We start from the raw sequence: 24,585 nt of genomic DNA, 5'->3' as shown, positions 1-24,585 counted from the left end.
TTAGTCTTGCAAAACCTTCAAATCAGCACTCGATGACGTTCACGGCCAACCCGCCGCGCGACGTCTCCTTGTATTTCGTCTTCATGTCCGCGCCGGTTTCGCGCATGGTCTTGATCACGTTGTCGAGCGACACATAGTGCGTACCGTCACCCTTCATAGCCATGCGCGCCGCGTTGAGCGCCTTGATCGCGCCCATCGCGTTGCGTTCAATGCAGGGTATCTGCACGAGCCCGCCAACGGGGTCGCAGGTCATGCCGAGGTTGTGTTCCATACCGATTTCGGCCGCGTTTTCTACTTGCGTCGGCGTACCGCCCATGACGGCGGCAAGCGCTGCTGCGGCCATTGAACACGCCACGCCGACTTCACCCTGGCAGCCCACTTCGGCGCCGGAGATAGACGCCGTTTCCTTGTAGATGATCCCGATAGCCGCCGCCGTCAGCAAAAACGTGACAATGCCCTCGTCGGTCGAGTTGTGCATGAACTTCACGTAGTAATGCAGCACGGCAGGGATCACGCCGGCCGCGCCGTTCGTGGGGGCGGTCACCACGCGGCCCCCCGCCGCGTTCTCCTCGTTCACGGCCATCGCGTAGAGGTTGACCCAGTCGAGCATGGAGAGCGGATCGCGCAACGACTCCTCCGAATGCTTGCGCAACTGCGCGGAAAGGTCGGCAGCGCGGCGTTTCACGTGCATCGGGCCGGGCAATTCGCCTCGCACCTTGCAGCCGCGCTCCACGCACGCCGCCATCACGCGCCAGATCGCGAGCAGGCCGTCACGCACTTCACGCTCTGAGCGCGATGCGCATTCGTTGCGCAGCGTAATTTCAGCAATCGACAACCCTGTCTCACGGCACACGCGCATCAGGTCGTCGCCGGTGCGGAATGGGTGGGGCACCTCGCCACCGGTTTGCACGCCGTTCACGCGCGTGCCCTCACTGTTGATCACGAAACCGCCGCCAACCGAGTAGTACTCTTTTTCGACGACGAGCTGGCCGTTTTCATCGAAGGCCTGGAAGCGCATCCCGTTCGGATGCACGACGCTCGATCCAGGCGCGCCCGGCATCAACTTGCGAAAGAAGCCGATGTGCTCACGTTCGTCGAATTTAACCGTGTGCTTGCCGAGCAGGTTCAAGCTCTTGCACTCGCGGATCTCCCGCAGACGCGGTTCGATCGCATCCGGATCGATCGAGTCGGGGAGATTGCCTTCGAGTCCAAGCAGCACGGCTTTATCGGTACCGTGGCCCTTGCCGGTCGCGCCCAGCGAGCCGAACAAATCCACCCGCACGCGGCGCACGAACGCGAGCAGGTTCGCGTCCTCGACATGCGAGGCGAAGCGGCACGCTGCGATCATCGGGCCGACCGTATGCGAACTTGACGGACCGATGCCGATCTTGAACAGATCGAAAACGCTGACGTTCATGAGGTGCCTTGTTGGTGGACTGCATGGGATTTCGCTAGGTAGCCATTGCACCGCACGCCAATTTCCGCTGATAGAACAAAAACGGCATGCACGTGGGATGGCGGCGTCAGTAACGCAACGCGGGTGGATGGCGAGGCGCTTTAGCGATGATCGGCGGCGGAAACCGGCAGGTGGCGGCCCGCGTAGCCCGGCGCCATAGTGGTGGCACGTCGCATGCTGAACAGGCTGTCGAGCAAGCTAGTGAGCGTCCGCTTGCCCGCTGTCGACAACCTATGGACGTCTCCTCGCCCGTCTTACAGAAAGGAAACCAGGCATGAAGCAATTCTCAATGGCACTCTCAAGGACATGCGCGATCGGCGCCGTACTTTGCATCTCCAGCACGGCTTTCGCCCAAACCAATCCGCCGAGTTCAAGCACAGGCTTACAGGCTGGTGACAACGCTCAGACCACTAACCAGTCGGCGGGAACGACGGCAAATCCTGGCATGTCGCACCAGAAGAAGATGAAGCACGCCAAGACTTCATCAACAGGAACCCAAACCGGCATGGGTACCGCAACGCCGAGCGGACCGGGAGCCCCGGTGACAGCTAGCGGTTCAGGCAGCTAAGCGCAGCATGGCGCTTTTTCGATCTTGGTACGTGGGGTAATGCAACAAATCGGGCAGGAGCGGAGGCGGAAAATCGGCGCAAGATTTACGTGTCGGCGGTTATACAACACTTGCAACGCAGGTCTTATTTACCCTTTCCGGGTTGAAGAATCGCTGCGATACACTGTGCCGGCATTTTTGAATGCGCTTGAATCAACCGTCATCAAACTCTCGCCCATCAGGTTCGCCCCATGAACAATATTCTGAAGAAAGTCCTCGCGGTCCTTATTGTTGCGGCGGTTGCTGCACCGGCTGTGTCGTATGCAAAGCCGCATCATCACCACAAGTACACGAAGGCCAAGCACGTCAAGCACGCTGCTCATTAATCAGGTCGCCAAGCCAGTATCCAGCTCGTACTAAACCCGCTTTAATGCTTTCGGAAATAGCCGGGTACGCAGCCGGCTATCGGAAACGGCTTGCCCTGACCAAGGGGGCAAGTCGTTTTCCTTTCCGGATTATGTGGAAGGGGTATCAAAAATCCCGAGCGCCTCGATGCCCGCGTGAATTCCGGTATTTCAAACCAGTTAATGACGGTGATATGCTGATTGATTACCGGGCCGCCATGTCGCCCGTCACCTATGGCCCGAATGACGGCTGCACATCAATGGCAAGCGCATGAATCCCGCTGACCTTCTTCCCCCTCAATCGCCCGACACGGCGTCCAAACAGCGCATCCGTTTTGGCATTGTGTTGCTGCCGAATTTCACGTTGACGGCATTTTCCGGCTTCGTCGATTTATTGCGCCTGTCGGCTGATGAAGGCGATTTCAGCAAGCCGGTTCGGTGCTCATGGAGTGTGATTGGGGAAACGCTTGCGCCGGTGCGGGCGAGTTGCGGCATCCAGATCACGCCTTGGGAAACCTTCGAGAAGGCTGAGTCTTTCGACTATGTGGTGGTCGTGGGTGGCCTGCTGCATTCCGGCGCGGGCGCGAGCGATGCCACGCTGCAATTCATCCGTCGCGCCGCGACCACGGACGCCACGCTTGTCGGCATTTGCACGGGTGTGTTTTCCCTGATGCGGGCCGGCGTGCTGGAGGGTTATCGGATCTGTGTGAGCTGGTTTCACTACTGGGATTTCGTCGAGCGTTTTCCGGGTGTGAATGAAGAGATGCTGGTTGCGGACCGTTTGTTCGTGATGGATCACCGGCGCATTACGTGTTCGGGCGGACGGGCGTCGATTGATGTTGCCGCGGCCATTTTGCTGCGCCATTTCGAGGCTGCCACGATACAAAAAGCGTTGCGCATTTTGCTGGTGGACGACATGCAGAAGGGCAATGCGCCGCAGCCGCATCCGCCGGGGCTTGCGCCTGCCACGCATCCGAAAGTGAAGCGCGCGATCTTGCTGATGGAGCAGCATGTGGGGCGTTCGTTGACGCTCGATGAGCTTGCGCACAAGCTGGATTTATCGACGCGGCAGTTGGAGCGTTTGTTCAAGGCGGAGACCGGCAAGGCACCGCAGGCTTATGCGAAGCAGGTTCGGTTGCGCACGGCTGCGTGGTTGCTGACGAGTTCGGACAAGACGGTGGCGGACATTGCGTCGAGTTGCGGTTTTTCTGATGCGTCGCATTTGGGGCGGGAGTTCAGGAAGCAGTTCGGGCTTGCGCCGATGATGTATCGGGAGCAGCGTGGCACGGCAGCGGCGGACGATGCAGCGAGCGTTGCGACGCTCGACCTTGCCGCGGATTTTGATGAGACGTTTCCGGGGCGGGCGCGGGCGATTTAGGGGGCGTTCGCACTGTTCGGGGGTTGGGCGGGGGGCATGGTTTGGGGGTTGGCGGTCGGGGTGGTCGGTTCTGGGGTTAGTGGTCGGGGTCAGTGCCAGAGTGTTAGGTTCCGAGGTTAGCGGTCGGAGTCAATGCCGGGTTGCTGCTTTCGGCCTTAGCGGTCTGCAAGAGTCGGATTTTCTCTTTATCACTATTAGCCACTGTGCGTGGCGGCACGTCATTTCTTGGTCCTTAGCGACAAAGAAACGAAGCAAAGAAAACGCTTTCAACCACGCTACCCTAAGTGTCCACAGCGTGCAGTTTTGATTCATAGGTGCCCCAAAAGCACGGTGCTCGCCAGAGCGGAGGATGTGTGAACCCCTCCTTCTCCGAACACCGATACCCACACGCTTCGCCACCAGTGATTGAACCTGCCCAAGGACCACCCCGCGCTATCCGCGTGAACCACCCTCCAAATTTGTATGCATAACGAACCATGTAGCCAACCCGCCAAGAAACGATGCTGCAGAATGCGTAAGGCCGTAACCGACGAAAATAGCTGTACAGAACGCGCAGCCAATTCACAAAAACTGAAGCAGTAAACACAAACACGCATCAAGCTGTGGCCAATGAATACGGTCACACAGACCAGGTAGCTAACCCGTCAAAACCGGAGCCGTAAATACCCGTAGGGCCGTGCGGATTCCTTAGCAAATGTGCTTGCCCGAGAGCGTACGGGGCGAAGCGTGTTCGTGTCAGGATTCGCGAGAAGGAGGGGTTCAAACATCCGTGGCTCTGGCGAGCACCGTGCTTTTGGGGCACCTATGAATAGAAACTGCACGCTGTGGACACTTAGGGTAGCGTGGTTTAAAAGCGCTTTCTTTGCTTCGTTTCTTTGTCGCTTTGGACAAAGAAATGACGTGCCGCCACGCACAGTGGCTAATAGTGATAAAGAGAAAATCCGACTCTCGCAGACCGCTAACGCTGAAAGCAGCAACCCGGCATTGACCCCTGACCACTAACACCGAAACCACCACCCCGGCACTGACCCCAACCGCTAACCACCAAACCACCAAACCCGCCCACTCGCACCAGCAAACCCCCTCGGTCCACCGGCGCGAGCAACCCTCACTGTGCTACGTAAGCCCTCACAACCGGCAGCCCATCCTTGCCGTCAAACGTCTTCACCCCCGCCAGCCACTTATCCAGCACAGCCGGATTCGCCTTCAGCCACTGCTTCGCAGCGACATTCGGATCAGTCTTGTTCATGATCGGCGTCATCACATGATTCTCAATGTCCGTCGAGAACCGCAAATTATCAACCAGCTTCGCCACATTCGGGCATCGCGCAGCATAATCCGGCGGCGTCACCGTCAACACCTTGGCCTCACCATAGTTCGGCCCGAACACATCATCCCCACCACTCAGATAATCAATCTTCATCGTCACGTTCATCGGATGCGGTTCCCAACCCAGAAACACAATCCACTTCTTCTCGCGAATCGCACGGCCCACTTCCACCAGCATGCCCGCCTCGCTCGACTCCACCATCTTGAACTTGCCAAGCCCATACTGATTCGAATCGATCATCTTCTTGATCAACGCATTGCCGTCATTACCCGGCTCAATACCGTAGATCTTGCCGTCAAGCTTGTCGTAGTTCTTGGCAATATCGGCGAATGACTTCAGGCCGCCGTTATACGCATAGTCCGGAACCGCCAACGTGTACTTCGCGCCCGTCAGGTTAGGCGGCGCCAATACCTTCACCTGCCCCGCTTTCTGGAACGGCTCGACAATGGGGTCCATCGTCGGCGACCAGTAACCCAGGAATACGTCGATCTGCTTGTTCTTGATACCGGCAAAAGTAATAGGCACCGACGCGATGGTCTTCGTCGGTTTATATCCAAGGCCCTGCAGCACGGTGGTCGCCAGACCCGTGGTCGCGGCAATATCGGTCCAGCCTACATCGGCGAAACGGACGTTCTGGCACGTGGCCGGATCAGACGCAAACGCGCCGCCGGACATCGTGATATTCAGCAAGACAGCCAGCGCGCACGACGACGCGATTCCGTGAAGTTTCATGTTTCTCCCTATTTTGGAAACCACCAGACACGACGATGCCGCGCCCCAATGAGCGCACCACGTCTGAAAATGGATCATCAAGCCGATTGCCTGCGCTCAATACTCGGCGCGTGGCCAAACTGCGCGCGGTACGCCTTGCTGAAATGACACGGCGAATGAAAGCCGCACACGGCCGTCACACGCGAGATCGATGCATCGGTATTACGTAACAACTCGCGCGCTCGCCGCAGCCGCAACGTGAGGTAATAATGCGTCGGCGAGACACTCAGGAACATCTTGAACATGCGCTGCAAATGACGCTGCGAAAGCTTCACCAGCCGCGCAAGCTCCTCAAGCGACAAAGGCTCTTCAATGTTCGCCTCCATCAGCCGCACCACTTCAATCAACTCGGCACGTGAAAACCCGACGCGGGCATCGACGGGAATATGCTGGTAATCCGTCGTGCCGCGAATGCGCTCTACGATGAACTGCTCGGAAACCTGAGCCGCGTGCGCCTGACCAAGCCGCTGGCCAACCAGGTTCAGCATGAGGTCAAGCGGCGCGGTCCCGCCCGTGCAGGTCACGCGATCACGGTCGATCACAAAGAGTTCATCGGCGAATCGCACATCGGGGAAACGCTTGTGCAACGGCGACATGTCCTCCCAATGCACCGTGCATCGATACCCGTCCAGCAAGTTCGCCGCGAGCAACGCATACGGACCCGTGCACACGCCGCCAAGCGGCACGCCTTGCGCCGCGACGTGCTGCAGCAACGCGATCACCTTGTCATCCACGTAATCGCGCACATGCCAGCCCGCGCACACGATCAACACATCCGGCATGCCCGCTTCAGCCAGCGTTTTAGTCGGCTTCACGGTAATGCCGTTGCTCGCACGCGCCGGTTCACCGTCCGGCGTGATCACCGACCACGTGTAGTGCTCCGCCCGGCCAACATAGTTCGCCATGCGTAACACTTCGATCGCGCTGGTGAACGCGATCATCGAAAAATTAGGCAGCGTCAGGAACCCGAAGTGCGCCAGCTTCGATAACGGTGAATTCTCAGCAGGATGAATCCGGTTCGGCACCATCGCGTCGCGTTTCATCGGGTTTTTATCCTTGGGGCCTTGGCCTGACTTCGCTGCCTGATCTAATCGCTCATCTGATGCTTGACTCTGCTGCTCAACCTCGCTGCGTAGCCGGCGCACGGCGCACGCGCATCACGCTGCGAATCCCCGACAACAACGGCGCCCGCGCCATACCCGGCGACCGGCCAAAACTTTCCGTGATGCGGTCAAGAATGATCGCGAGCAACACCACCGACAAGCCGCTCTCAAACCCAAGCCCAATGTCCAGCCGCTGAATACTCGCCAGCACGTCGTTACCCAGACCGCCTGCACCGACCATCGAAGCGATGATCACCATGGACAGCGCCATCATGATGGTCTGGTTGACGCCGGTCATGATGGACGGCAGCGCGTTCGGAAACTGCACCTTGTACAGCAGTTGCCACGGCGTGCAGCCGAACGCCTGACCCGCCTCCACGATCTCGCGGTTGACATGCTTGATACCGAGCGACGTCAGACGCACGGCGGGCGGCATGGCAAAGATAACCGTCGACAAGATCCCCGGCACGCGGCCAAGACCGAACAGCATGGCTGCCGGAATCAGGTACACGAACGCGGGCATGGTCTGCATCAGGTCGAGCACCGGACGCACGATCGTCTCGATGGTCTTGCTCTTCGCCGTCCAGATCCCAAGCGGAATGCCAAGCAACAAACTGATCAGCGTGGCGGACAGCGTGAGGCCGAGCGTGATCACCATCTCGTCCCAGAAGCCCGTGGCATAGATCAGCAGCAACGACAGCAACGTGAATAGCGCAAACCGCCAGCCGACGCGCCACAAGCCGATGCCAACAAAAATCGCCATCATCAGCCACATCGGAATGGCCTGCAGGCCGTGTTCGACCAGCGCCGCAAAGCTCTCGATGACTTTGCCGATCGCGTCGAAGGTGTTTGCATCGTGGTCGAGCAGGTATTTGACACCGTGATCGACCCACGTGCCGAGCGGGATAATTTCAGACATGGGAACCTCGATGCCGAGTCAGGGCCTTGAGAACATTCGTCTTGTTGACCGAACCACAATACGATCCGTCCGCTTCCACTACCGGCAGCGGTGCACGGCTGGCGACCACCCGGCTGACGACAATATCAAGCGGCGTGGTGCGCTGGATGCATTCGATAAGATTGATTTCCGGCGACGCCTGGCCGATCGCATCGCGGCACACGAAACCGCGGATCTTGCGCTCGTGGTCCATCACGAACGCGTAGTCGGCGCTGCCGTTGAGCGCCTGCGAAACGCTCGATGCATCGATCTGCGAACCGTGCTTCATCAACGGCACCACGTCCGTCTGCATCAGGTCGCCGGCGGTCAGGTAACGGCTGGTGTCGATTCCTTCGAAGAACGCGCGCACGTAGTCATCGGCGGGGTTCGAGATGATTTCCTGCGGCGTACCGATCTGCACGACCTTGCCGCCTTCCATGATCGCGATCCGTGTACCAATGCGCAGCGCTTCCTCCAGATCGTGCGACACGAACATGATCGTGCGCTGCTGTTCGCGTTGCAGATCGAGCAGCACGTTCTGCATTTCCTTGCGTTTGAGCGGATCGAGCGCGGAGAACGCCTCGTCCATGATCATCAGCGACGGGTTCACGGCCAGCGCCCGTGCGAGGCCTACACGCTGCTGCATCCCGCCCGACAACTGCGCCGGCAGCTTCTGCGCGAACGGCGCCAGACCCACTTGCTCGAGCACGGCCATCGCGCGTTTCTCGCGTTCCTTGCGCCCGATGCCCGCCACTTCAAGCCCGAACGCCGCGTTCGACAGCACCGTGCGTTGCGGCATGAGCGCGAATGACTGGAACACCATGCTCATGTCTTTGCGGCGCAGCGACGTCAGTTCGGAACGCGGGACGGAAGCCACGTCGCGGCCATCGATCAGCACCTTGCCGGCAGTCGGTTCGACCAGCCGGTTGATGAGGCGGATCAGTGTCGATTTGCCTGAACCCGACAAGCCCATCAGCACGAAAATCTCGCCTTCCTTCACTTCGAAGGACACGTTATGGACGCCGACAATCTGTCCGGTGCGGGCGAAAACTTCTTCCTTCGTTGCGCCGCCGGCAAGCATGTCGATCGCCTGCTTCGGGCTCGTGCCGAACACCTTGCACAGGTTTTCGACCACGACCTTGTGGGAATTCATCGAACGCTCTCCTGGTTGGCGGACGTGCGTCCGCGCTCTGCATACATAGTTGCCAGAAAAAAGTGCGGGTTGCCGACTATTTCCGACAGTCACATGTGGAAATACGACACCTTGTTTTTCTTTTTTTGGCAGATGGAAAGCCGGAGGCTTATGGGGCAAGGGTTTGCGAGCAGTGCCGAGCCGATTTTGGCGCTTTTTTTCATGTCGCGCCAGAGCAAGTGGACGGTCGTTTCGTTAAGTTTTTTTGGAATTTCGCCGGTGTGTCGTCCGGGTTGGAGGCGTTTTTACCGTCGGGCCATCATATTCCAGGAACGTGGCTGCGTGGACGATGTCGGGTTTTGGCTGCTTTGCAGCGCTTGCGAACAGGACGCGGCGGAAGCGGAGCGATCAAGAACCCCGAGCCGGCGCCGTTAACCATTCATCTTCCCTACATCTCGCTTGATCAGTTCATCTATGTCTCTATTCAACATCCGCCGGGCCAGTGTCGGCGCGAAGTTCGCCATCCTCGCCTGCGCACTCGCGGCCACGGTCGTAGCCGGGTTTACCATTGCGGTCACGCATCTGGCCGGTCAGCAAATCGATGCACAAGCGCTCGAGCGCATAAACGACGACGACCGCGCGATCGACACAATGATCCGCCTCTACGACAAAGCCGTCAGCGCCGAAGTCGAGCGCTACATGACGCTGTTCTCAAGCTTTCTGCCCCCGGATTTCACGCTCGATGAAACGCAGAAGGTGGATATCGGCGGCGTCGCAACACCCACATTCAAGGCCGGCGACAAGCCGATGAACCTCGATTTCTCGATTCCCGATCAGTTCCTCGAACGCAGCGGCGCAATCGCGACGGTGTTCGCGCGCACCGGCGACGACTTCGTGCGCGTGACGACGTCGTTGAAAAAGCAGGACGGCGCACGCGCGATCGGTACGCTGCTCGACCGGAAAGGCCCGGCGTACGCGCCCATGCTGGGCGGGAAACGTTTTATCGGCATGGCGACACTCTTCGGCAAGCAGTACATCACCGAGTACAAACCCGTCACCGATTCCTCGGGCCGCGTGATCGGCGCATTGTTTGTCGGCGTGGACGTCACACCGGAAATCGCAACGCTGCAGCAGAACATTCGCGACCTGACGATCGGCCAAAACGGCTATTTCTTCGTCGTCGATGCATCGAATGGGCCGAATCGCGGCAAGCTGCTCGTGCATCCGAGCGTGGGCGGTCCTACGAGCGTGGCGGGTAGCACTGCCCCGCTTGCCGATGAACGCATCGCACCGTTCAAGCAGATGCTCGACGCGAAAGAAGGCCGTCTTTCCTTCGATGCCCCCGAGATCGCAGACGCCGCAGATCCCAAGGTGCACGGCGGGGCGAAGGAAATCGTGTTTCGCACGGTTCCGGAATGGCAATGGCTGATTGGCGGGATTGCGTATCGCGACGAGTTGCTCGCGGGCGTGCACGCCACGCGCAACCGTTTCCTGCTGATCGGGCTAGTGGTGATCGCCGCGTTCGTGGCCGTGCTGCTGTTCGCGGTAGCCCGGCTGGTGGGGCGGCCGCTCGCGGAACTCACACGGGCCTCCGAACGCATCGCGGCAGGCGATCTGAGCGTGCGGCTCGCGACCACGCGGGAGGATGATATCGGCCGGCTGATGATTGCCATCGACGGGATTGCGACCGGTCTTGCGCGCATCGTGACGCAGGTGCGCAGCGCGTCGTCGGATATGTCGGACGGCACGGGACGGATGGCAGCGGGCAGCAGCGACATCGCGCAGCGCATCGCGACGCAGGCCAGCAGTCTCGAAGAAACGGCGGCGAGCATGGAGCAGATCACATCCACCGTGCAACAGAACGCCGCCAACACGGCGCAGGCGGATCAACTGGTGGCATCGGCATCCGATGCAGCGCGCGCTGGTGGTGAAGCGGTGGGCCGCGTCGTCGCGACGATGGGGGAAATCGATGCGTCCGCGCGCAAGATTTCAGACATCACGTCGGTGATCGAAGGTATCGCGTTCCAGACCAACATCCTGGCGTTGAACGCGGCCGTCGAAGCCGCGCGAGCCGGCGAGCACGGCAGGGGCTTTGCCGTGGTGGCGTCGGAGGTGCGCGGACTGGCTCAGCGCAGCGCCGCAGCGGTCAAGGAGATCGAGGCGCTGATCGCCGACTCGGTAGGCCGGGTCGCCGATGGTTACCGGATCGCCGAAGAAGCCCGCGGCACGATGAACGGGATCGTGGAGCGCGTCGCGCGGGTGAACGCAATCATTGGCGAGATCAGCGTGGCGTCGCGCGAGCAATCGAGCGGCATCGAGCAAGTGAATCTTGCCGTGGCGCAGATCGGCGAAGCGACTCAACAGAATGCGGCGCTGGTCGGCGAGGCGGAACAATCGACAGCCGGCTTGCTTGAGCAAGCCGAACAGTTGAGCCGCGCCGTGAGCGTGTTCAGGCTGTAATGGCGAGCGGGGCGCGGCGGATGATTCGAACACCGCCGCGCGGAATTCACGCCGCACCTCGTAACGCCGCGCCTCGGCGCATCACTAGCCCGGCCGGATCATCTCGAACATTTCGCCAATACCCGCGTAGTCCCCGCGATAACCCGCACGCATGATGGGCTGCGCGGCGGCCGTATCGAAGAGGCCGTCCTTCAGGAACTCGCGCCGGATATGCACGCCAACCACTTGCCCGAGGGCGAGCCAGTTGTTCATCGGCGTGCCGTCCAGGGATTTCAGCCGCACGATCTGCAACAACTTGCATTCGAGCGCAGCCGGCGACTCCGCCACGTGCGGCACGGCCACGTTCACGCCCGGTGCTTTCGTGAGTCCCGCCAGCTCGAATTCGTCGATTTCGTGGGGCACGGTTGCCGAGGTCTGGTTCATCTTCTCGGCAAGCGGTTTGCTCGCCAGATTCCACACGAATTCGCCGGTCGCTTCGATATTCGAGATGCTGTCCTTGAACCCCTCGCTCGAGAATCCGATGATGTACGGGAACGTCGCGAACGCGCCGAAAAAACTATAGGGCGCGAGGTTCACATGGCCGTGCGGATCGCAGCTCGAAATCCAGCCGATCACTCGCGGCGCGACGATCGCCTTGAATGGATCGTGACGTAGCTGGTGACCCTCGTCGGGATTGTAGAAATGAACCGCGTTGTTATCGCTCATAGGTGCTTTCCGGTGTTCTTTGCAGTGTGGTGAATCAGGCGCTTGCGCCCTTCTTTCACGCGCGCACGGTGCGCGTCGTCCCATTCATAAAACCCTTGTCCGCTGCGCACGCCGACCCGCCCGTCCTGCACGTGGTCGCGCATCAGTTGCAACACGTCTTCGTCCTTTGCCAGCTCCGGCATAAGGTGCGTGCCAATATCCAGCAACGTGTCCAGCCCGCCGAGATCCGCGCTTTGCAGCGGTCCGACCATGCCATAACGCCGTCCGAGTGACGCCCTCATCACGGTGTCGACCACCTCCGGCGTCGCTGCGCCCGAACGCACAATGGCGAGCGCTTCGCGCAGCACCGCAAACTGCAGCCGGTTACCGACAAAACCTGGAATAGCCTTCGTCAGCACAACCGGTTCCATGCCGATAGCCGTCATCAGTTCAGCCGTGCGGCGCGTGACGTCCGGATCGGTCTCGGTGCCCGGCACGACTTCAACCAGCGGAATGGTGTGCGGCGGATTCCAGAAATGCGCGATCACGAAGCGCGACTTGTTGTGTAGCACTTGCGCGAGCAGATCGGGCGGAAAGCCGCTCGTGTTGCTGGCGAAAATAGCGTCGTCGCGCAGTAGCGGCTCAAGCGCCCTGTAGATGCGGTTCTTCAGTTCGAGCACTTCCGGAATGGCTTCCACAATGAAACCTGCCGTGGCCACCCTTTCCAGTTGATCTGTAGTTTCAATACACGCAAGTACGTCCGGTTTATGGTCCGCATTGAAGACGCCGGCGTCGATCAATTCGTCGAGGATTGCTTCTGCCTTTGCGTGCACCGACGCAAGCCGCGCGGCGTCTATGTCATGAACGATAGTCGGATAGCCGTGCAGCGCCGCTTGCGTCGCAATGCCGACGCCCATCAAGCCGCTGCCCACCACGCCGATAGTGATTTGATTCAAATTTTCCCCGCAATGCTTAAATTCCGAGCTTCGATTCGACAGCCAGTTCAGCCCCAAAGGGATGCGTCCAGACTGTCCGATGCGGCTCTCAAGGCCGCGCCAACAAGAATAGCGCAGCGTCTGGAATCGCGCGGGACTGCAAATGGCCTATGACTTGAAGCTGATCGGCCGGCCTAGCCCTCCAGACACGGGACGAAAGGCGAAAAAAAGCCGGCTTCCCTTACGGGAAGCCGGCGTTAGCGACGGGGTTCTGTTATCGGCTCGATCAGCCGTGATCGTGGCCGTGGTCGTCGTGGTGATACCCCGCCGGACCGTGGTCGTGCGGGTGGTGGCGCATCCATTCGTCGCGCTGCCAGTAGCGGTGGCCGTCCCAATAACGGTCGCCATGCCAGCCGAGGTTGATCACCACGGCGGCCTGCACCATGCGTGGCTGCGCATAACCTTGCGCGGGCACGGGTCCGTGGATCATCCCGTTATCGACCTGCGCGAACGCGGTCGTAGCGGTCAGGAGCGCGCCGCCGGTCAGCAGCGCAGCAAGGATTGAGCGTGAGGTGTTCATGACTATTTTCCCTTTTTCAGCTTGATTTCGTTTAAGGACGCGCGGCCAGCCGGAACGAAAAGCCGTTGGCGGATGTGCCGTCAGGTGCCGCGTCGTTGAAACCACTTTAGCCGGGCGTAAGGTTGCACGACGTGAGCGCTTGTAAGTGTTCGTATCAAAGAGCCTGGCGTGTTCGACTCGTCTTGAAATATTCTAAACCCATGATTTCACTAGCTTTTTCATCGAAATGACAGGCCAGCCTGGCACTATTTCGGCCTGCGGCGTGTAAGCAACGAAAATATGAACCCGTGGATTGGCCGAGCCGAGCGCCGGAGGGTAAAGCTGGGAATGATCTGGGAAGCATGCGCCGAGCGGCGCCGGAGAGGAATGTCGCAGCTAAGTGACACGATAGCCATGGAGCCCGTAGGGACAGAATGTGGCGATCGGTGAAACCATCAAGCTAGAAAAACTACATAATCCACAACAATGAAAGCAGGCGAATCGCACTACGAAAAAACTTTGTCAAGCATAAATCGACAACCGTTCAGTTTTTCCTGCGATCCGCACTGCCTTCCTTGCAGCTCACAGACGAATGCCCATGATCGTGCCGCGTGACTTGCGAATGCGCTCTGCTTCTTGTTGGCGCGCTTGGTACGAGTAGTCCGAATCCATCGGAAGATGCGGCGATTCGAACAACGATGCGAATTTTTGCAGCAATGCGAAGAGGTAGCTCATGTCAAACTCCTGGTAGGTGGTCAAGGGTTATCCCTTAGAAACAATTATAGGGTTTTCACTAGCTGATTTCTAGTGCAACGCAGCATTTCTCTTGTAGTTTTTCTACATCAGTGCGTTTCTGCCACAGTTGAAGGCCGTAGGTGCGTATGAAATCGGTAGAAATGACTGGATTTCCCCAGGCGTGCCGGGAACGGAACGCAGGCGAGAAATGACGCTCCCCAAAAACATCGGACATTTCGTATTTCTGGCTGGATTCACGTCATTTTTTTGAGATTTAATTTTTCTGGTCCGAAAATTAGTGCGCGTACAGCGCTCGCCACCCGATTACCGGCATCCACCCCTTGATAAGCCAGGCCATGCTCCGCCTTCGCAACTTTCACCGGCAGTCACGACAAGCGGCAAGCCGCCGCACGAAAGCGTTCTCCCGAATGCTTGATTCCATTGCGCGCCACCGGCCCGTCTGGATGGTTTCGTTCGCGTTGAGCCAGGCCGATTTGTCCGAAGGGCTGAGGGCCGCATTCGCGTCGACCGCCATGCTGCTCCTTGGCAACCTGTTGCACATGCCCGAGTTCTCGTGGGCTGCTATCGGCGCGTTCTGGACCTGCCTCGCCGATGCCGCCGGCTCGAACCGCATGCGATTCGCTTCCATGACCGGCTTCGCGGTGTTGTCGACCGTTTGTGGCGGACTGACCGCGTACGCGTCCGGCGTGGGTATCGTGGCCGCGGCCGGCGCCGTTCTGGTCTTTTCATTTCTCGGCGCGCTGGGACGCGTGTGGAGTGCTGCGGCCGCCCAGGTCTCCATCCTTGCCGCGACTGCCTGCGTCGTCATGGTGGACCGGCCCATCCACGGATCACGCGGCGAGTTGCGCTTCCTCGCGCTCTACTTCGCAGGCTGCCTCTTCGCAACGGCGCTCAGCTTCACCGTGTGGCGGATTCACCCGTTCAGCGCAAGCCGCGCGGCCATGCGATCGGCTTATGCGAGCCTCGCGGACATCGCAAGTGACGGCGCACGGCTGCTCAAACGCGAAAGCGCGGGCTTCGGGGATTGGGCTTCGCACGCTTCACGTTTTCGGGGCAAGGCGCGTAGCAGCATCGAATTGGCGCGCAAGGCGCTCGCACGCGTGCCGTCATCGAAGGCAGACCGGCAGGACACGTACAACATGCTGCTGCTCGCGCTCGCCGACAGCGAACGGATCTTCGCGTACCTCATTGCCGTCACCGATGCCTGCGAGCGCGGCCATCATCGCTTGCCCAATCTGCCACGCGCGGTGCGTGTGCTCGACGCATTCGCCGAAGTCCTCGCGCGGCTCGCACGGGCCATTGCCGATAAACCCTGGGAGCCGCCCACTGCACTGCGCGACCGGTTGCAGGCGCTCGCCCGCCAGCTTGAAGTCGCGTTGGGCGAGACCGTGTCACTGCGCTTCGATGTCGATTTCAGCGAGCTCGAATCCCCGGCTCAGCGGCGCGCAAGCGTGTGGTCGGCCGCGCTCACGACTCTGAAACGTAGCGTGGAAACGTTGAAGGCGAACGCATCGACGCAATCAATAGGCGCGCGCCACGCCGCTCGCGTCGGCGTGGCCGCAACGGCAGCCTTCCTGACCGTCAGGCTGCTCCATCTGCCCTTCGGTTATTGGGCAACGATGGCAACGCTCCTGATCCTGCAACCGTCCATTGCGACTAGCTGGCCGCGCAGCATCGAGCGTGCGGCAGGGAGCATTGTCGGCGGATTGCTGGCGGCCGCGATCGGCCTGGTCGTTCATTCACCGATCGCGATCTCGCTGGTGGTGTTCCCGCTGGTGTGCGCGACGATGGCCTTGCGTCCCGTCAGCTACAGCTTGTTCGTGCTGTTCATCACCCCGGCCTTTGTGCTGGTCGCCGACTTTGCGGCGCCGGGCGGTGCCGAGCTTGTCTACGCCGTCACGCGATTGGAGAACAACGTGTTCGGTTGCGTGATTGCGTTGCTCGCGACATTCCTCCTATGGCCAAGCCGTGAGCCCAGCCGCTTCAGCGACCAGTTGGCGAAAGCAGTGTCCGCGAACCTTGGCTATCTCGGCGCATCGCTGGGACGTGGCGAAGACGGCGAGATCGAGCTGGAACGGCTACGGCGCGCAGCGGGGTTGGCGAGCAATAACGCGGAAGAGGTGCTGGCTCGACTGAGGCTGGAAAAGCTCGATACGAGTCACGACGACCGGACCGGCTCGACCGCCCTCGCCTTGTTGCGGCGTGTGGCGGGCACTGCGACCCGGGCTCGTTTTGGCCGGGCCGGAACCGCGCCGAACCGGGACCTTGCAGCATGGGTCGAGCGTGTCGGCAAGGGCATCGAAGCGCGGATCGGGAGTGACGCGAACAGGACGGGTATCGATGCTCAGGAGGTCTTTCCCAAACATGGTCTCTCGCTGCTTGAAGCCGATGCCGTCAATCAGGTCGTGCTGCTGCGCCGGTTGTTGATGGAACACGCCGGGGAAGCATGAAGGGGGCGTTTGCACCGGGTGCTTCTGCGGAGCATCCCGGGCAAATGAACCAATCAGGTTGTCTGCGAGCAAGGCGCGCCGAAGCACCGGCACAAAAGTGCTATCGAAACACCGCAGTCCTACACGTGGAAAATCTGAGCCACGAGCGTAGCGCCAAGAAACGTCCCGGCATTCGCCACAAACGACACCAGCACGATCCGCCAGCCGAGCCTGCGAAACGCCGGAATATCCTTGGCGATGGACAATCCCGCGAACGTCAGCATGGGGGTTGTTATGCCCAGGAAATCGTTCTGCGCGCTATACGTCGATATCTGCAATGCCCAGGGGCACAATGGCGACGTCATGAACATGGCAACGATCGAAACCCAGCAGACCGCCGGAATCTTGCGCCCGGTCACCGTATAAATGGCGTCGCCCACCATTGTCGCCAGCACCATGATCAGCATGCCCGGAAGCCCCATGAGCGGTGTGGTGCCGTGGGTGATCCAGTCACAACCCAGCGCGAACACGGCGGTGACGCCCCACGCGAGCAGCTTGCCGCGATAGCCCAGTTGCGGCGCGGGCGTTTCAACCTCGGTTTCGCCGCCGCCCGGCTTCGGACGGGATTTTTCAATCGCCTCCGATGCATCCGATGCCCGACTCGTCCGGCCGATCAATGGCTCCAGCAGGCGATATCCCCATACGGCCATCGGCAGCGAAATGAACAGCGTGAAATACGTGCCGATCGTCGTTGTTATGAGGTTGCTGGCCGCAGCAAACGTGAGGACCGTCTTCGCCATTTCGGGCGTTTGCTGCGCGGCGATTGCGCCGGAAGCAGCAGCCATCATGCTGCCTGAGCCCACACCTGAACCCATCGCGAGCGCCAGAGGATGGAAGATATTCAGGCTTGCTACGAAACCCGCCAGGATGGCGATAAAAACCGCGCCAAACACGGTGCCCGTCAAGTATTCAGCCAGCACGCCACGCCCTTCCGGAGAGTCCATGCCGTACTTCTCGCCGATAATCGCAAGGCTCGGCTCACGGCCGACGGAAAACGTCGCCCCGATCGCTTCCCGCTTGATACCGAGCAGCAATGCAAGCGGAAGTCCCAGCAGAATCGTGCCGACAAAATGTCCCAGCTCCTGAAACGCCAGCGCCCAGCCCGCGGCGGCGAGCTTCGGCAACGCGCCGCCGACCAGCAGGCCCAGCTTCGCGACGAAGAGCAACAGCGCAGGCTGCAAGATGGCTGCGGCCAGGAACTGGGTCTTCACGTCGAGCCGCGCTGCGCCGCTCCACCGTTCACTTGCCAATCCCAGCGCGGCGCCCAACAGCAGCGCCCAGATCATCGGCAGCAGGACGACTTTCCCCGGCCCAACCTTGAACGTAAACGAGCCGATAAACTCAGCAATGACCAGGATGATCGCCGCGTAAAGAAACAGCTTTGCACTCCTTAGCCCACCACTTCCCCGTTGCTGCGCGGCCAACGTACTTTCCATTGTTATCTCCGAATTGCCCTCTCGCGTTTCATCGGCGGCGAGAGGACACGTTGCTCTACAAATTGCCGAACGTCGTGGCCGGCTCTCTAGCGGTTTTCGCCCAGACGCTCTTGGCCTGCGTGTACTCGTACAACGCTTCAATCCCACTCAAACGTCCGCATCCGATCAAGCCATCATCGCCGAACGGGGACGCTACGTTAATGGTCTTGTAGACACTGACCCAGAACGTTCCCGCGTTGACCTGCCCCGCCACCCGATGAGGACGGCCCACGTCGTTCGTCCACACTGCACCGGCCAAACCGAACCCGGTGTCATTCGCGATGTTAAGGGCTTCTTGCCCGGTATCGAAGGGAATTGCAGCGACAACCGGACCGAAGATTTCAGTACGCGCGACGTCCATCTCGTTCGTGACGTTTGTCACGTTCGACGACACAGTGGGCGAAACAAAGTAACCGTCCGGTGCGCGTTCAGCCGACCCGGCCGCACGCGTCGCCCCTGCATGAATGCCGCTCACGATCATCTTCATGATGTGGTTACACTGCGTGCGATTGTTGATCTGACCGGCTTCAGTCGCGTCATCAAGCGGCGCGCCGACCTTGATCTTTTGATTGGAATTGAGCGCGCCGAAAAAACCTCTTTTCATGCGCCTTGCTTGGAGCGCGGCAGCAATGCCCCCGCGCGTTTCGATATCAACGCGATTTGCTTTGAGCCCGCTTCGCGGCACGGCTATGCGGCGCGGAGTCCGGATTCTTGTTGGCAACGGATGCGCTCGCATCGCCCCGGTTCGGAACCTCGATGGTCGCTGAATCGGTATCGAAGAAAGACGCCAGCGTGGCCTGCTGAGTCAGCATCAATTGCTCGATGCGCTGTTGCTGCGCCGTGTTTTCACGGGTCAGGCGAAGCATCGCGATGCTCTGCGCCACACCCGTCGCGACAGTCACGAGCAACACGCAGATCACGATCATCAAGACCGTTTTTACCCGCCGCGACAACGCGGCCGCCGCGCCACGCTGGTCCGCGATCACGGCATATAACGCGTCGACGGTGTCCGCGTACGCGGTCGCGCGAGCCGTATCGAGTTCCGACGCTTCACGGGAAGATGCTTGATGATCGCCTGTAACGCTCTTGCGCGTCCGGCGATCATCGTCGATTAATGCCGCCGCCAGGGATTGCGGCGGCTTCCGATGGGGAGTTGCCACAGCTCGTGCGACGTCGCGAGGGGACGGGGACGTGGCCGGCTTTGTGGCGGCCTTCGATACATTGAATGCGTCCGGCGAACGGTTCAGAACTTGCGGGACGGCATCGCGCGGTCCGCTTTTACCTTTCACCGTCCCGACTTCTGACACCACAGCGGCTGGCGACGGTCCGGTCGTCGACACATTCCGGGCAGCGCCTCTGGCGCGTGCCGCGGACGCGCGTTTGTTCGAACCCTGCGCGTTCCCCTCACCCAACGCCGCCAGGACCGGAACCCCCTGCGCGCCATCGCCTGACGGTTCGGGCTGGACCGGCCCGGCAACCACGTCATGAGGCGCGGGAACATCGTCGAACACTAACTCCAGCGTTGCCGCGTCGGCCGTCTGGCTGTCCGTTTGTGCCACCGCATCATCGCTCGACACAGCGACTGTCGAAACAGCCGCCCCCTCGACCGATAACGCCCCGTTGCGCCACGCCCGCACGGCCCCCGACGATCCGTCCTCGCCCGGCACTGCCGCCATGAAAACCTCGGGTAACTCGAAGCCTGGCAACGACGATTGACGGATATCGGTATTCAACGCCTGGAGCGTGGCGCGCTCAGCGTCTTCGGCGAACAGATCGAGCGTGGGCGCGCCGTAGGGCGCCCGGCTGAGGAACGCAAGACGCTGCGCCGAGCGCGCGGCGCGGGCGAGCTTGGCATCGGCATCCGATTCAGCCGGACGGCCAGCAGACGCAGGCCTGGAAGGGGACGCAGAAGCACCATCGGTACGACGCGAGCCAGCGGCATCAGCGGAATCAGCAACTTGGAGAGCGGGATTTACGGCGGAATCTGGCATAAGTCGATGATTGACAGCGCGTCCAGACGCGACCACGGGCGGCTAAAAACACGCCCGATGAAGCGGTCCGGCTTGGCGCCTCGCAACAGAAAAAGCGGCTGCATGGGTTTTCGAGGCCGCATTGTCGCACGCCTGCACGCCCGGGCGACGGACGCGCGCAACCTCAAGCCGAGCCCTCTTCCTTGAATTCCCGCACGGTGTCCAGCGCGCGCAGCCGCGCGCAGATCGCCTCGTATTCATTCGACGATACCCGCGAAAGCGAGATCTGGATTTCATCGAGCTCTGGGGAATCATCGCTTTGCTGCACGACAAACTGCTTCACGCGCACGCTGCCCACTCCCAGCGTCTCGTGCAGCGCATGAAAATTCAGCGTCCCCCGATCGACGAGCAAGGTCAACTGGCGGCGCTGCTTCACGGAAATGAAACGCCGCTCCAGCGGCTTGATGCCGGCGAGGATGACCAGAATGATCACTGTCGCGGCGATGGATGCCGTATACATGCCGCCGCCGACCGCAAGCCCGATCGCCGCCACGGACCAGAGGCTCGCCGCTGTGGTGAGGCCGCGGACGATCTCGCCGCGCAACAGGATCGAGCCCGCGCCGAGAAAGCCGATTCCCGACACGACCTGCGCCGCGATCCGCGACGGGTCGAGCACGACGTGGTCGCGGCCGAGGACATCGAAGAAACCGAATGCCGACACCATCATGATCAGCGTCGAGCCGACGCACACCAGCATGTGCGTGCGCAGCCCGGCGGCCCATGACAGCCGCTCGCGCTCGAAACCGATCACGCTGCCGAGCGCCGCGGCCAGAATCAGGCGGGAAATGAGTTCTACATTGCTTAACATGAGTGGATTTGCTCCTTATAGATGTTGTGTGATGGGATGATGGCGCGGGCGCGCGTAAGAGTCGCCGGCCTGCGCGGCGCGGCGCGGCGCGGCGCGGATAAACCATCGTTGTGCCGAAACGCTGGCGTTTTGATTTATCCTTGGTGCCCCGCATCGAGTGGCGCACCGGACACGTTCCACGCACGCCGCCACGCGCAACCAACATCGATAAAGCCGTATGCACGACCCAGATCCGACCATCGCAACGCCCCCGACCACCACCACCCTTCGTGCGCACTATAAACGTGTTGTGCTGCCGATCTGGCGTGGACCTGGCTTCAACGCGGTCTTGCGGCTGGCGTTTGAAGCCGTGGCCGAGGACGGCCGCACGCCCTTGCCGCCACAGCGATATCGCGCCATGGCCTGCGCTCGCCAGCTATTCGTGTTCTCGCAAGCAGGCGATATCGATCATGCCGACACGCTGTTCGCTTCGCTTCGGACCTATTTTCAGGACACGAAAAACGGCGGTTGGTTCTATAGCGTCGACGCAAACGGCGCGCCGCATGAGCGCCACAAGGACCTGTACACGCATGCGTTCGTGATTTTTGCGTGCGCGGAGTATGCAAAACGGGCTGGCGCGGCGGCCGCGGAGGAAGCGCTGGCGGTGCTTGAAGAAACGTCGGTGTTGATTGAACGGCGGATGGAAATTAGCGGCGTCGGCGTCGGCAGCTTGTTCAGTTCGGCGATGACGGAAGATTTTTCCACCGTGCTCGGGCCGCCGCTGCAAAACCCGCTGATGCATCTGACCGAAGCGTGGCTCGCCGCCCGTGAAACGACTGCGGACCCCATCTTCGATCGCCGGCTGGAAAAGCTCGCAGCCGCATTCGCACAGGCTTTCGTACATCGCGAAACGGGCTGCATCGCCGAATTGACAATCGGCAGCGCCAACAACTGGCTGGAACCGGGGCACCAGTTCGAGTGGCTGTTTCTCGCCAAAGCCAGCGGGCACCCGGCTTTCGATGCAGCGGGCCTGAACCGGGCGCTAGTCCGGGGATTCGATTTCGCGCAGCAGTTCGGCGTTGATCCGGTGACTGGCGGCGTAGCGGCATCGCTGAACGAACAGGGCGGCGTGATCGATTCGACGCAGCGCATCTGGGCTCAGACCGAATATCTGCGGGCCCTCGCAACGCATGCTGACGAGTCCGTGCGCGCGCAATTGCCAGCGCAGATCGCGCGTTTTGCCGGACGTTTTATTCGACCGCAAGGGTGGATCGAGAGCCAGTCGGCAGAAGGCGTGGTCATGCGCCCGGAATTACCGTCGACAACGCCTTATCACCTTGCCACCGCCTACGCCGCGTTGCCCTGACACCCCAACGCCGGACGTTCAGCGCTCTCGCATCAAACGCCTCGCCAACGCCGCGAGGCGTTTTCATTGCAGCTGGAAAAATCAGCGCGATGCCGAACGCTTTGCGCGCTTTCGTTTCAAATCATTGAGAAAAGCCGTGCAAACCCGGTAATTTGTCCGCGATTTTGAGATCGTCCTTGCGGAGTGACCCTACGCTACCTACAGTCTTGTGCAGGACCGCGACGAAGGCTCCTGCCCCGATGCGGATTGTGGGACTCACGCTGACTGGACCGAAACCAAGTGTAGGAGTGTCCGAATGGCCGAAATTGTCGATATCGCACGGGGCGCATTGAATGCGCAGCCGTTTAGCGCCTTGCTGGGTACGAAGCTCATGCAGGTCGACTCCTCGAGTCTCACGCTGTGTCTGACCATCCGCGACGAACTCCGGCAACAACACGGTTTCGTGCACGGCGGCGTAGTGAGTTATCTCGTCGATAACGCGTTGACCTTCGCCGGTGCATTGCGCCTGGGACCGAAAGTGGTCACGGGCGAATACAAGATCAATTATTTGCGGCCGGCGGTTTCCGGCACGTTGATGGCGCGTGCGCGCGTGGTCTACGCCGGCATGACGCAGGCGACCTGCCAATGCGACGTGTATGTCACCGATGGCGGCGCCGAAAGACTCGTGGCGGTCGCGCAGGGAACCATTCATCGGATCAGCGAAATGGCTGCGGAACTTGAGCCGGCGTTTAACGAGTGAGTGGGCTGGGTGCGTGGGTTTGCGGGATTTTTCATGCCTTCGCCGGTGCGGTGGTGGTTTTACGGCGGCAGTATTGGGAACCGGCTTTATGCGCTTAAAGGTTAATGCGGTGAAAACATTCGCGCTTTTGGAGCGAAGCCGCCACGTTGATGCGTCGACGGCTCGAATGACGACTATGGACCATCCCTTCGGCCGGAACCGATGAACCATCGCTTTGATGGTTGCCGTAAAAAAGGTCGTTCCAACTGACGTTGGAACGACCTTTTTTTAGCTTGCCTGGTCGGCGTTAATTTGCTCGCCGGCTTGCCTGGTTGCGCCGCAATAAACGATTTGCTTCGAAGGGCTTACTTCGCGTCGACCGTGCGTTGCTGCTGCTCGCCCAGGCCCTGAATCCCGAGCCGCACCGTCTGCCCAGCCTTCAGGTAGACCGCCGACGGCTTCACGCCCATGCCCACGCCCGGCGGCGTGCCGGTGGAAATGACATCGCCCGGTTGCAGGCTCATCACCTTCGATAAATACGACACCAGCGCGGCCACGCCGAACACCATCGTCTTCGTACTGCCGTTCTGATAACGATGTCCGTCCACTTCGAGCCACATATCGAGTTGCTGCGGATCGGCGATTTCGTCTTTCGTGACCAGCCACGGACCGATCGGACCGAAGGTATCGAAACCCTTGCCCTTGTCCCATTGCGTACCGTGCTCAAGCTGCCATTCACGTTCGGAGACATCGTTGATCACGCAATATCCGGCGACGTAATCCAGCGCGTCCGCCTCGCTGACGTACTTGGCTTCCTTGCCGATCACTACGCCGAGCTCGACTTCCCAATCCGTTTTCTTCGAGTTGCGCGGAATTTCGACGTCGTCGTTCGGACCGCAAATCGCGCTCGTCCACTTACCGAAAATCACCGGTTCCGTTGGTACGGGCAGGTTCGATTCGGCCGCGTGATCGGCGTAATTCAGTCCGATACAGACAAATTTGCCCACGGCTCCCACGCACGGGCCAATGCGCGGTTCGCCCGGCACTTCAGGCAGCGAGGCCGGATCGAGCGCGCGCAACTTGGCCAACGCGGCATCCGATAGCGCCGCGCCGGCGATATCGTCGACTACCTTCGACAAATCGCGAATCTTGCCATTCTGATCCAGCAAACCCGGTTTTTCCTGACCCTTCGGCCCATAGCGCAGCAGTTTCATCGTGAGTGATCCTTCAGTTTTCAGGTTTTGATTCGGTTTCGAGATGTTCAGTTT

At 60.4% G+C, this 24,585-nt stretch carries 20 protein-coding genes and 1 pseudogene; 7 read left to right on the top strand and 14 right to left on the bottom strand.

The genetic code is table 11. The features are described from left to right. Positions 1 to 22 precede the first annotated feature (22 nt). Positions 23 to 1,417 (bottom strand): L-serine ammonia-lyase, encoded by a 1,395-nt coding sequence (locus ACSQ36_RS19715; protein WP_436183261.1) that lies wholly within the window; start codon positions 1,415 to 1,417, stop codon positions 23 to 25. An 837-nt stretch (positions 1,418 to 2,254) separates the two neighbouring features. Between ACSQ36_RS19715 and ACSQ36_RS19710 the strand changes: the two genes are divergently transcribed. Both ACSQ36_RS19710 and ACSQ36_RS19705 read left to right on the top strand, forming a co-directional pair. Beyond that, the gene (locus ACSQ36_RS19710; protein ID WP_436183260.1) at positions 2,255 to 2,389 is read left to right on the top strand and encodes a hypothetical protein; all 135 of its coding nucleotides are present in this window, start codon (positions 2,255 to 2,257) and stop codon (positions 2,387 to 2,389) included. Between the two features lie 289 nt (positions 2,390 to 2,678). Next, a complete protein-coding gene (locus ACSQ36_RS19705) occupies positions 2,679 to 3,785 on the top strand; it encodes a GlxA family transcriptional regulator (protein WP_436183259.1) in 1,107 nt (368 codons plus the stop codon). A 1,108-nt stretch (positions 3,786 to 4,893) separates the two neighbouring features. Here ACSQ36_RS19705 and ACSQ36_RS19700 read toward each other — a convergent pair. The 4 genes from ACSQ36_RS19700 to ACSQ36_RS19685 all read right to left on the bottom strand — a co-directional run bounded on the left by ACSQ36_RS19700 (position 4,894) and on the right by ACSQ36_RS19685 (position 9,079). Continuing rightward, positions 4,894 to 5,847 (bottom strand): choline ABC transporter substrate-binding protein, encoded by a 954-nt coding sequence (locus ACSQ36_RS19700; protein WP_436183258.1) that lies wholly within the window; start codon positions 5,845 to 5,847, stop codon positions 4,894 to 4,896. A gap of 77 nt (positions 5,848 to 5,924) precedes the next feature. Beyond that, entirely contained in the window at positions 5,925 to 6,929 is a 1,005-nt protein-coding gene (locus ACSQ36_RS19695; RefSeq protein ID WP_213764359.1) for a GlxA family transcriptional regulator, read from the bottom strand. A gap of 76 nt (positions 6,930 to 7,005) precedes the next feature. Then, positions 7,006 to 7,908, bottom strand: a complete 903-nt coding sequence (gene choW, locus ACSQ36_RS19690; protein WP_213764358.1) for a choline ABC transporter permease subunit — start codon at positions 7,906 to 7,908, stop codon at positions 7,006 to 7,008. Next, positions 7,901 to 9,079 (bottom strand): quaternary amine ABC transporter ATP-binding protein, encoded by a 1,179-nt coding sequence (locus ACSQ36_RS19685; protein WP_213764357.1) that lies wholly within the window; start codon positions 9,077 to 9,079, stop codon positions 7,901 to 7,903. The genes choW and ACSQ36_RS19685 overlap by 8 nt, the downstream gene beginning before the upstream one ends. Positions 9,080 to 9,172: 93 nt before the next feature. On the opposite strand from ACSQ36_RS19685, the gene ACSQ36_RS19680 reads away from it, so the two are divergent. Together ACSQ36_RS19680 and ACSQ36_RS19675 are read left to right on the top strand one after the other, a co-directional pair. Continuing rightward, positions 9,173 to 9,493, top strand: coding sequence for a hypothetical protein (locus ACSQ36_RS19680; protein ID WP_436183257.1), 321 nt, complete (start codon positions 9,173 to 9,175; stop codon positions 9,491 to 9,493). Between the two features lie 39 nt (positions 9,494 to 9,532). Further along, positions 9,533 to 11,518, top strand: a complete 1,986-nt coding sequence (locus ACSQ36_RS19675) for a methyl-accepting chemotaxis protein (protein WP_436183256.1) — start codon at positions 9,533 to 9,535, stop codon at positions 11,516 to 11,518. Between the two features lie 84 nt (positions 11,519 to 11,602). Here the strand turns inward: ACSQ36_RS19675 and ACSQ36_RS19670 are convergent, their stop codons facing one another. From ACSQ36_RS19670 to ACSQ36_RS19655, 4 genes are all read right to left on the bottom strand, one after another. Then, entirely contained in the window at positions 11,603 to 12,223 is a 621-nt protein-coding gene (locus tag ACSQ36_RS19670; RefSeq protein WP_436183255.1) for a flavin reductase family protein, read from the bottom strand. After that, a complete protein-coding gene (locus ACSQ36_RS19665; protein ID WP_436183254.1) occupies positions 12,220 to 13,158 on the bottom strand; it encodes a 3-hydroxyacyl-CoA dehydrogenase family protein in 939 nt (312 codons plus the stop codon). The genes ACSQ36_RS19670 and ACSQ36_RS19665 overlap by 4 nt, the downstream gene beginning before the upstream one ends. A gap of 265 nt (positions 13,159 to 13,423) precedes the next feature. Continuing rightward, the gene (locus tag ACSQ36_RS19660) at positions 13,424 to 13,717 is read right to left on the bottom strand and encodes a hypothetical protein (protein WP_213764353.1); all 294 of its coding nucleotides are present in this window, start codon (positions 13,715 to 13,717) and stop codon (positions 13,424 to 13,426) included. A gap of 561 nt (positions 13,718 to 14,278) precedes the next feature. Beyond that, on the bottom strand, positions 14,279 to 14,431 hold the full coding sequence (locus tag ACSQ36_RS19655) for a hypothetical protein (protein ID WP_165101877.1): 153 nt from the start codon (positions 14,429 to 14,431) through the stop codon (positions 14,279 to 14,281). 356 nt (positions 14,432 to 14,787) lie between these two features. On the opposite strand from ACSQ36_RS19655, the gene ACSQ36_RS19650 reads away from it, so the two are divergent. After that, the gene (locus tag ACSQ36_RS19650) at positions 14,788 to 16,902 is read left to right on the top strand and encodes an FUSC family protein (protein ID WP_436183253.1); all 2,115 of its coding nucleotides are present in this window, start codon (positions 14,788 to 14,790) and stop codon (positions 16,900 to 16,902) included. Positions 16,903 to 17,021: 119 nt separating this feature from the next. Here ACSQ36_RS19650 and ACSQ36_RS19645 read toward each other — a convergent pair whose 3' ends face one another. The 4 genes and pseudogenes from ACSQ36_RS19645 to ACSQ36_RS19630 all read right to left on the bottom strand — a co-directional run bounded on the left by ACSQ36_RS19645 (position 17,022) and on the right by ACSQ36_RS19630 (position 21,254). Beyond that, positions 17,022 to 18,377, bottom strand: coding sequence for a DUF3100 domain-containing protein (locus tag ACSQ36_RS19645; protein ID WP_436183252.1), 1,356 nt, complete (start codon positions 18,375 to 18,377; stop codon positions 17,022 to 17,024). Between the two features lie 55 nt (positions 18,378 to 18,432). After that, a pseudogene (locus ACSQ36_RS19640) lies at positions 18,433 to 18,984 on the bottom strand (aldehyde dehydrogenase family protein); the annotation flags it as partial. A gap of 82 nt (positions 18,985 to 19,066) precedes the next feature. Continuing rightward, positions 19,067 to 20,407: a hypothetical protein gene (locus ACSQ36_RS19635; protein ID WP_436183251.1), complete on the bottom strand. Its 1,341-nt coding sequence runs from the start codon at positions 20,405 to 20,407 to the stop codon at positions 19,067 to 19,069. Between the two features lie 163 nt (positions 20,408 to 20,570). Further along, entirely contained in the window at positions 20,571 to 21,254 is a 684-nt protein-coding gene (locus ACSQ36_RS19630; RefSeq protein WP_436183250.1) for an MgtC/SapB family protein, read from the bottom strand. A 217-nt stretch (positions 21,255 to 21,471) separates the two neighbouring features. On the opposite strand from ACSQ36_RS19630, the gene ACSQ36_RS19625 reads away from it, so the two are divergent. Further along, complete coding sequence (locus tag ACSQ36_RS19625; RefSeq protein ID WP_436183249.1) at positions 21,472 to 22,599, top strand: AGE family epimerase/isomerase; 1,128 nt, start codon at positions 21,472 to 21,474, stop codon at positions 22,597 to 22,599. Positions 22,600 to 22,894: 295 nt separating this feature from the next. Then, positions 22,895 to 23,338, top strand: coding sequence for a PaaI family thioesterase (locus tag ACSQ36_RS19620; protein WP_158937053.1), 444 nt, complete (start codon positions 22,895 to 22,897; stop codon positions 23,336 to 23,338). A 344-nt stretch (positions 23,339 to 23,682) separates the two neighbouring features. Here the strand turns inward: ACSQ36_RS19620 and ACSQ36_RS19615 are convergent, their stop codons facing one another. Next, positions 23,683 to 24,531 carry an ureidoglycolate lyase gene (locus ACSQ36_RS19615; RefSeq protein ID WP_436183248.1) on the bottom strand — a complete coding sequence of 283 codons (849 nt, stop codon included), beginning with the start codon at positions 24,529 to 24,531 and terminating at the stop codon, positions 23,683 to 23,685. Positions 24,532 to 24,585: the final 54 nt, after the last annotated feature.

This window comes from Caballeronia sp. LjRoot34, from assembly GCF_964253815.1.
GTDB lineage: Bacteria > Pseudomonadota > Gammaproteobacteria > Burkholderiales > Burkholderiaceae > Caballeronia.
Note: the sequence above shows the minus strand (reverse complement) of the source record. Positions and strands in the feature narration are given on the sequence as shown.

Excerpts from the sequence above, each read along its gene's own strand:
- ACSQ36_RS19715 (WP_436183261.1), bottom strand. The coding sequence starts at position 1,417 with ATGAACGTCAGCGTTTTCGATCTGTTCAAGATCGGCATCGGTCCGTCA.
- ACSQ36_RS19710 (WP_436183260.1), top strand. The coding sequence starts at position 2,255 with ATGAACAATATTCTGAAGAAAGTCCTCGCGGTCCTTATTGTTGCGGCG.
- ACSQ36_RS19705 (WP_436183259.1), top strand. The coding sequence starts at position 2,679 with ATGAATCCCGCTGACCTTCTTCCCCCTCAATCGCCCGACACGGCGTCC.
- ACSQ36_RS19700 (WP_436183258.1), bottom strand. The coding sequence starts at position 5,847 with ATGAAACTTCACGGAATCGCGTCGTCGTGCGCGCTGGCTGTCTTGCTG.
- ACSQ36_RS19695 (WP_213764359.1), bottom strand. The coding sequence starts at position 6,929 with ATGAAACGCGACGCGATGGTGCCGAACCGGATTCATCCTGCTGAGAAT.
- choW (WP_213764358.1), bottom strand. The coding sequence starts at position 7,908 with ATGTCTGAAATTATCCCGCTCGGCACGTGGGTCGATCACGGTGTCAAA.
- ACSQ36_RS19685 (WP_213764357.1), bottom strand. The coding sequence starts at position 9,079 with ATGAATTCCCACAAGGTCGTGGTCGAAAACCTGTGCAAGGTGTTCGGC.
- ACSQ36_RS19680 (WP_436183257.1), top strand. The coding sequence starts at position 9,173 with ATGTGGAAATACGACACCTTGTTTTTCTTTTTTTGGCAGATGGAAAGC.
- ACSQ36_RS19675 (WP_436183256.1), top strand. The coding sequence starts at position 9,533 with ATGTCTCTATTCAACATCCGCCGGGCCAGTGTCGGCGCGAAGTTCGCC.
- ACSQ36_RS19670 (WP_436183255.1), bottom strand. The coding sequence starts at position 12,223 with ATGAGCGATAACAACGCGGTTCATTTCTACAATCCCGACGAGGGTCAC.
- ACSQ36_RS19660 (WP_213764353.1), bottom strand. The coding sequence starts at position 13,717 with ATGAACACCTCACGCTCAATCCTTGCTGCGCTGCTGACCGGCGGCGCG.
- ACSQ36_RS19655 (WP_165101877.1), bottom strand. The coding sequence starts at position 14,431 with ATGAGCTACCTCTTCGCATTGCTGCAAAAATTCGCATCGTTGTTCGAA.
- ACSQ36_RS19650 (WP_436183253.1), top strand. The coding sequence starts at position 14,788 with ATGCTCCGCCTTCGCAACTTTCACCGGCAGTCACGACAAGCGGCAAGC.
- ACSQ36_RS19645 (WP_436183252.1), bottom strand. The coding sequence starts at position 18,377 with ATGGAAAGTACGTTGGCCGCGCAGCAACGGGGAAGTGGTGGGCTAAGG.
- ACSQ36_RS19635 (WP_436183251.1), bottom strand. The coding sequence starts at position 20,407 with ATGCCAGATTCCGCCGTAAATCCCGCTCTCCAAGTTGCTGATTCCGCT.
- ACSQ36_RS19630 (WP_436183250.1), bottom strand. The coding sequence starts at position 21,254 with ATGTTAAGCAATGTAGAACTCATTTCCCGCCTGATTCTGGCCGCGGCG.
- ACSQ36_RS19625 (WP_436183249.1), top strand. The coding sequence starts at position 21,472 with ATGCACGACCCAGATCCGACCATCGCAACGCCCCCGACCACCACCACC.
- ACSQ36_RS19620 (WP_158937053.1), top strand. The coding sequence starts at position 22,895 with ATGGCCGAAATTGTCGATATCGCACGGGGCGCATTGAATGCGCAGCCG.
- ACSQ36_RS19615 (WP_436183248.1), bottom strand. The coding sequence starts at position 24,531 with ATGAAACTGCTGCGCTATGGGCCGAAGGGTCAGGAAAAACCGGGTTTG.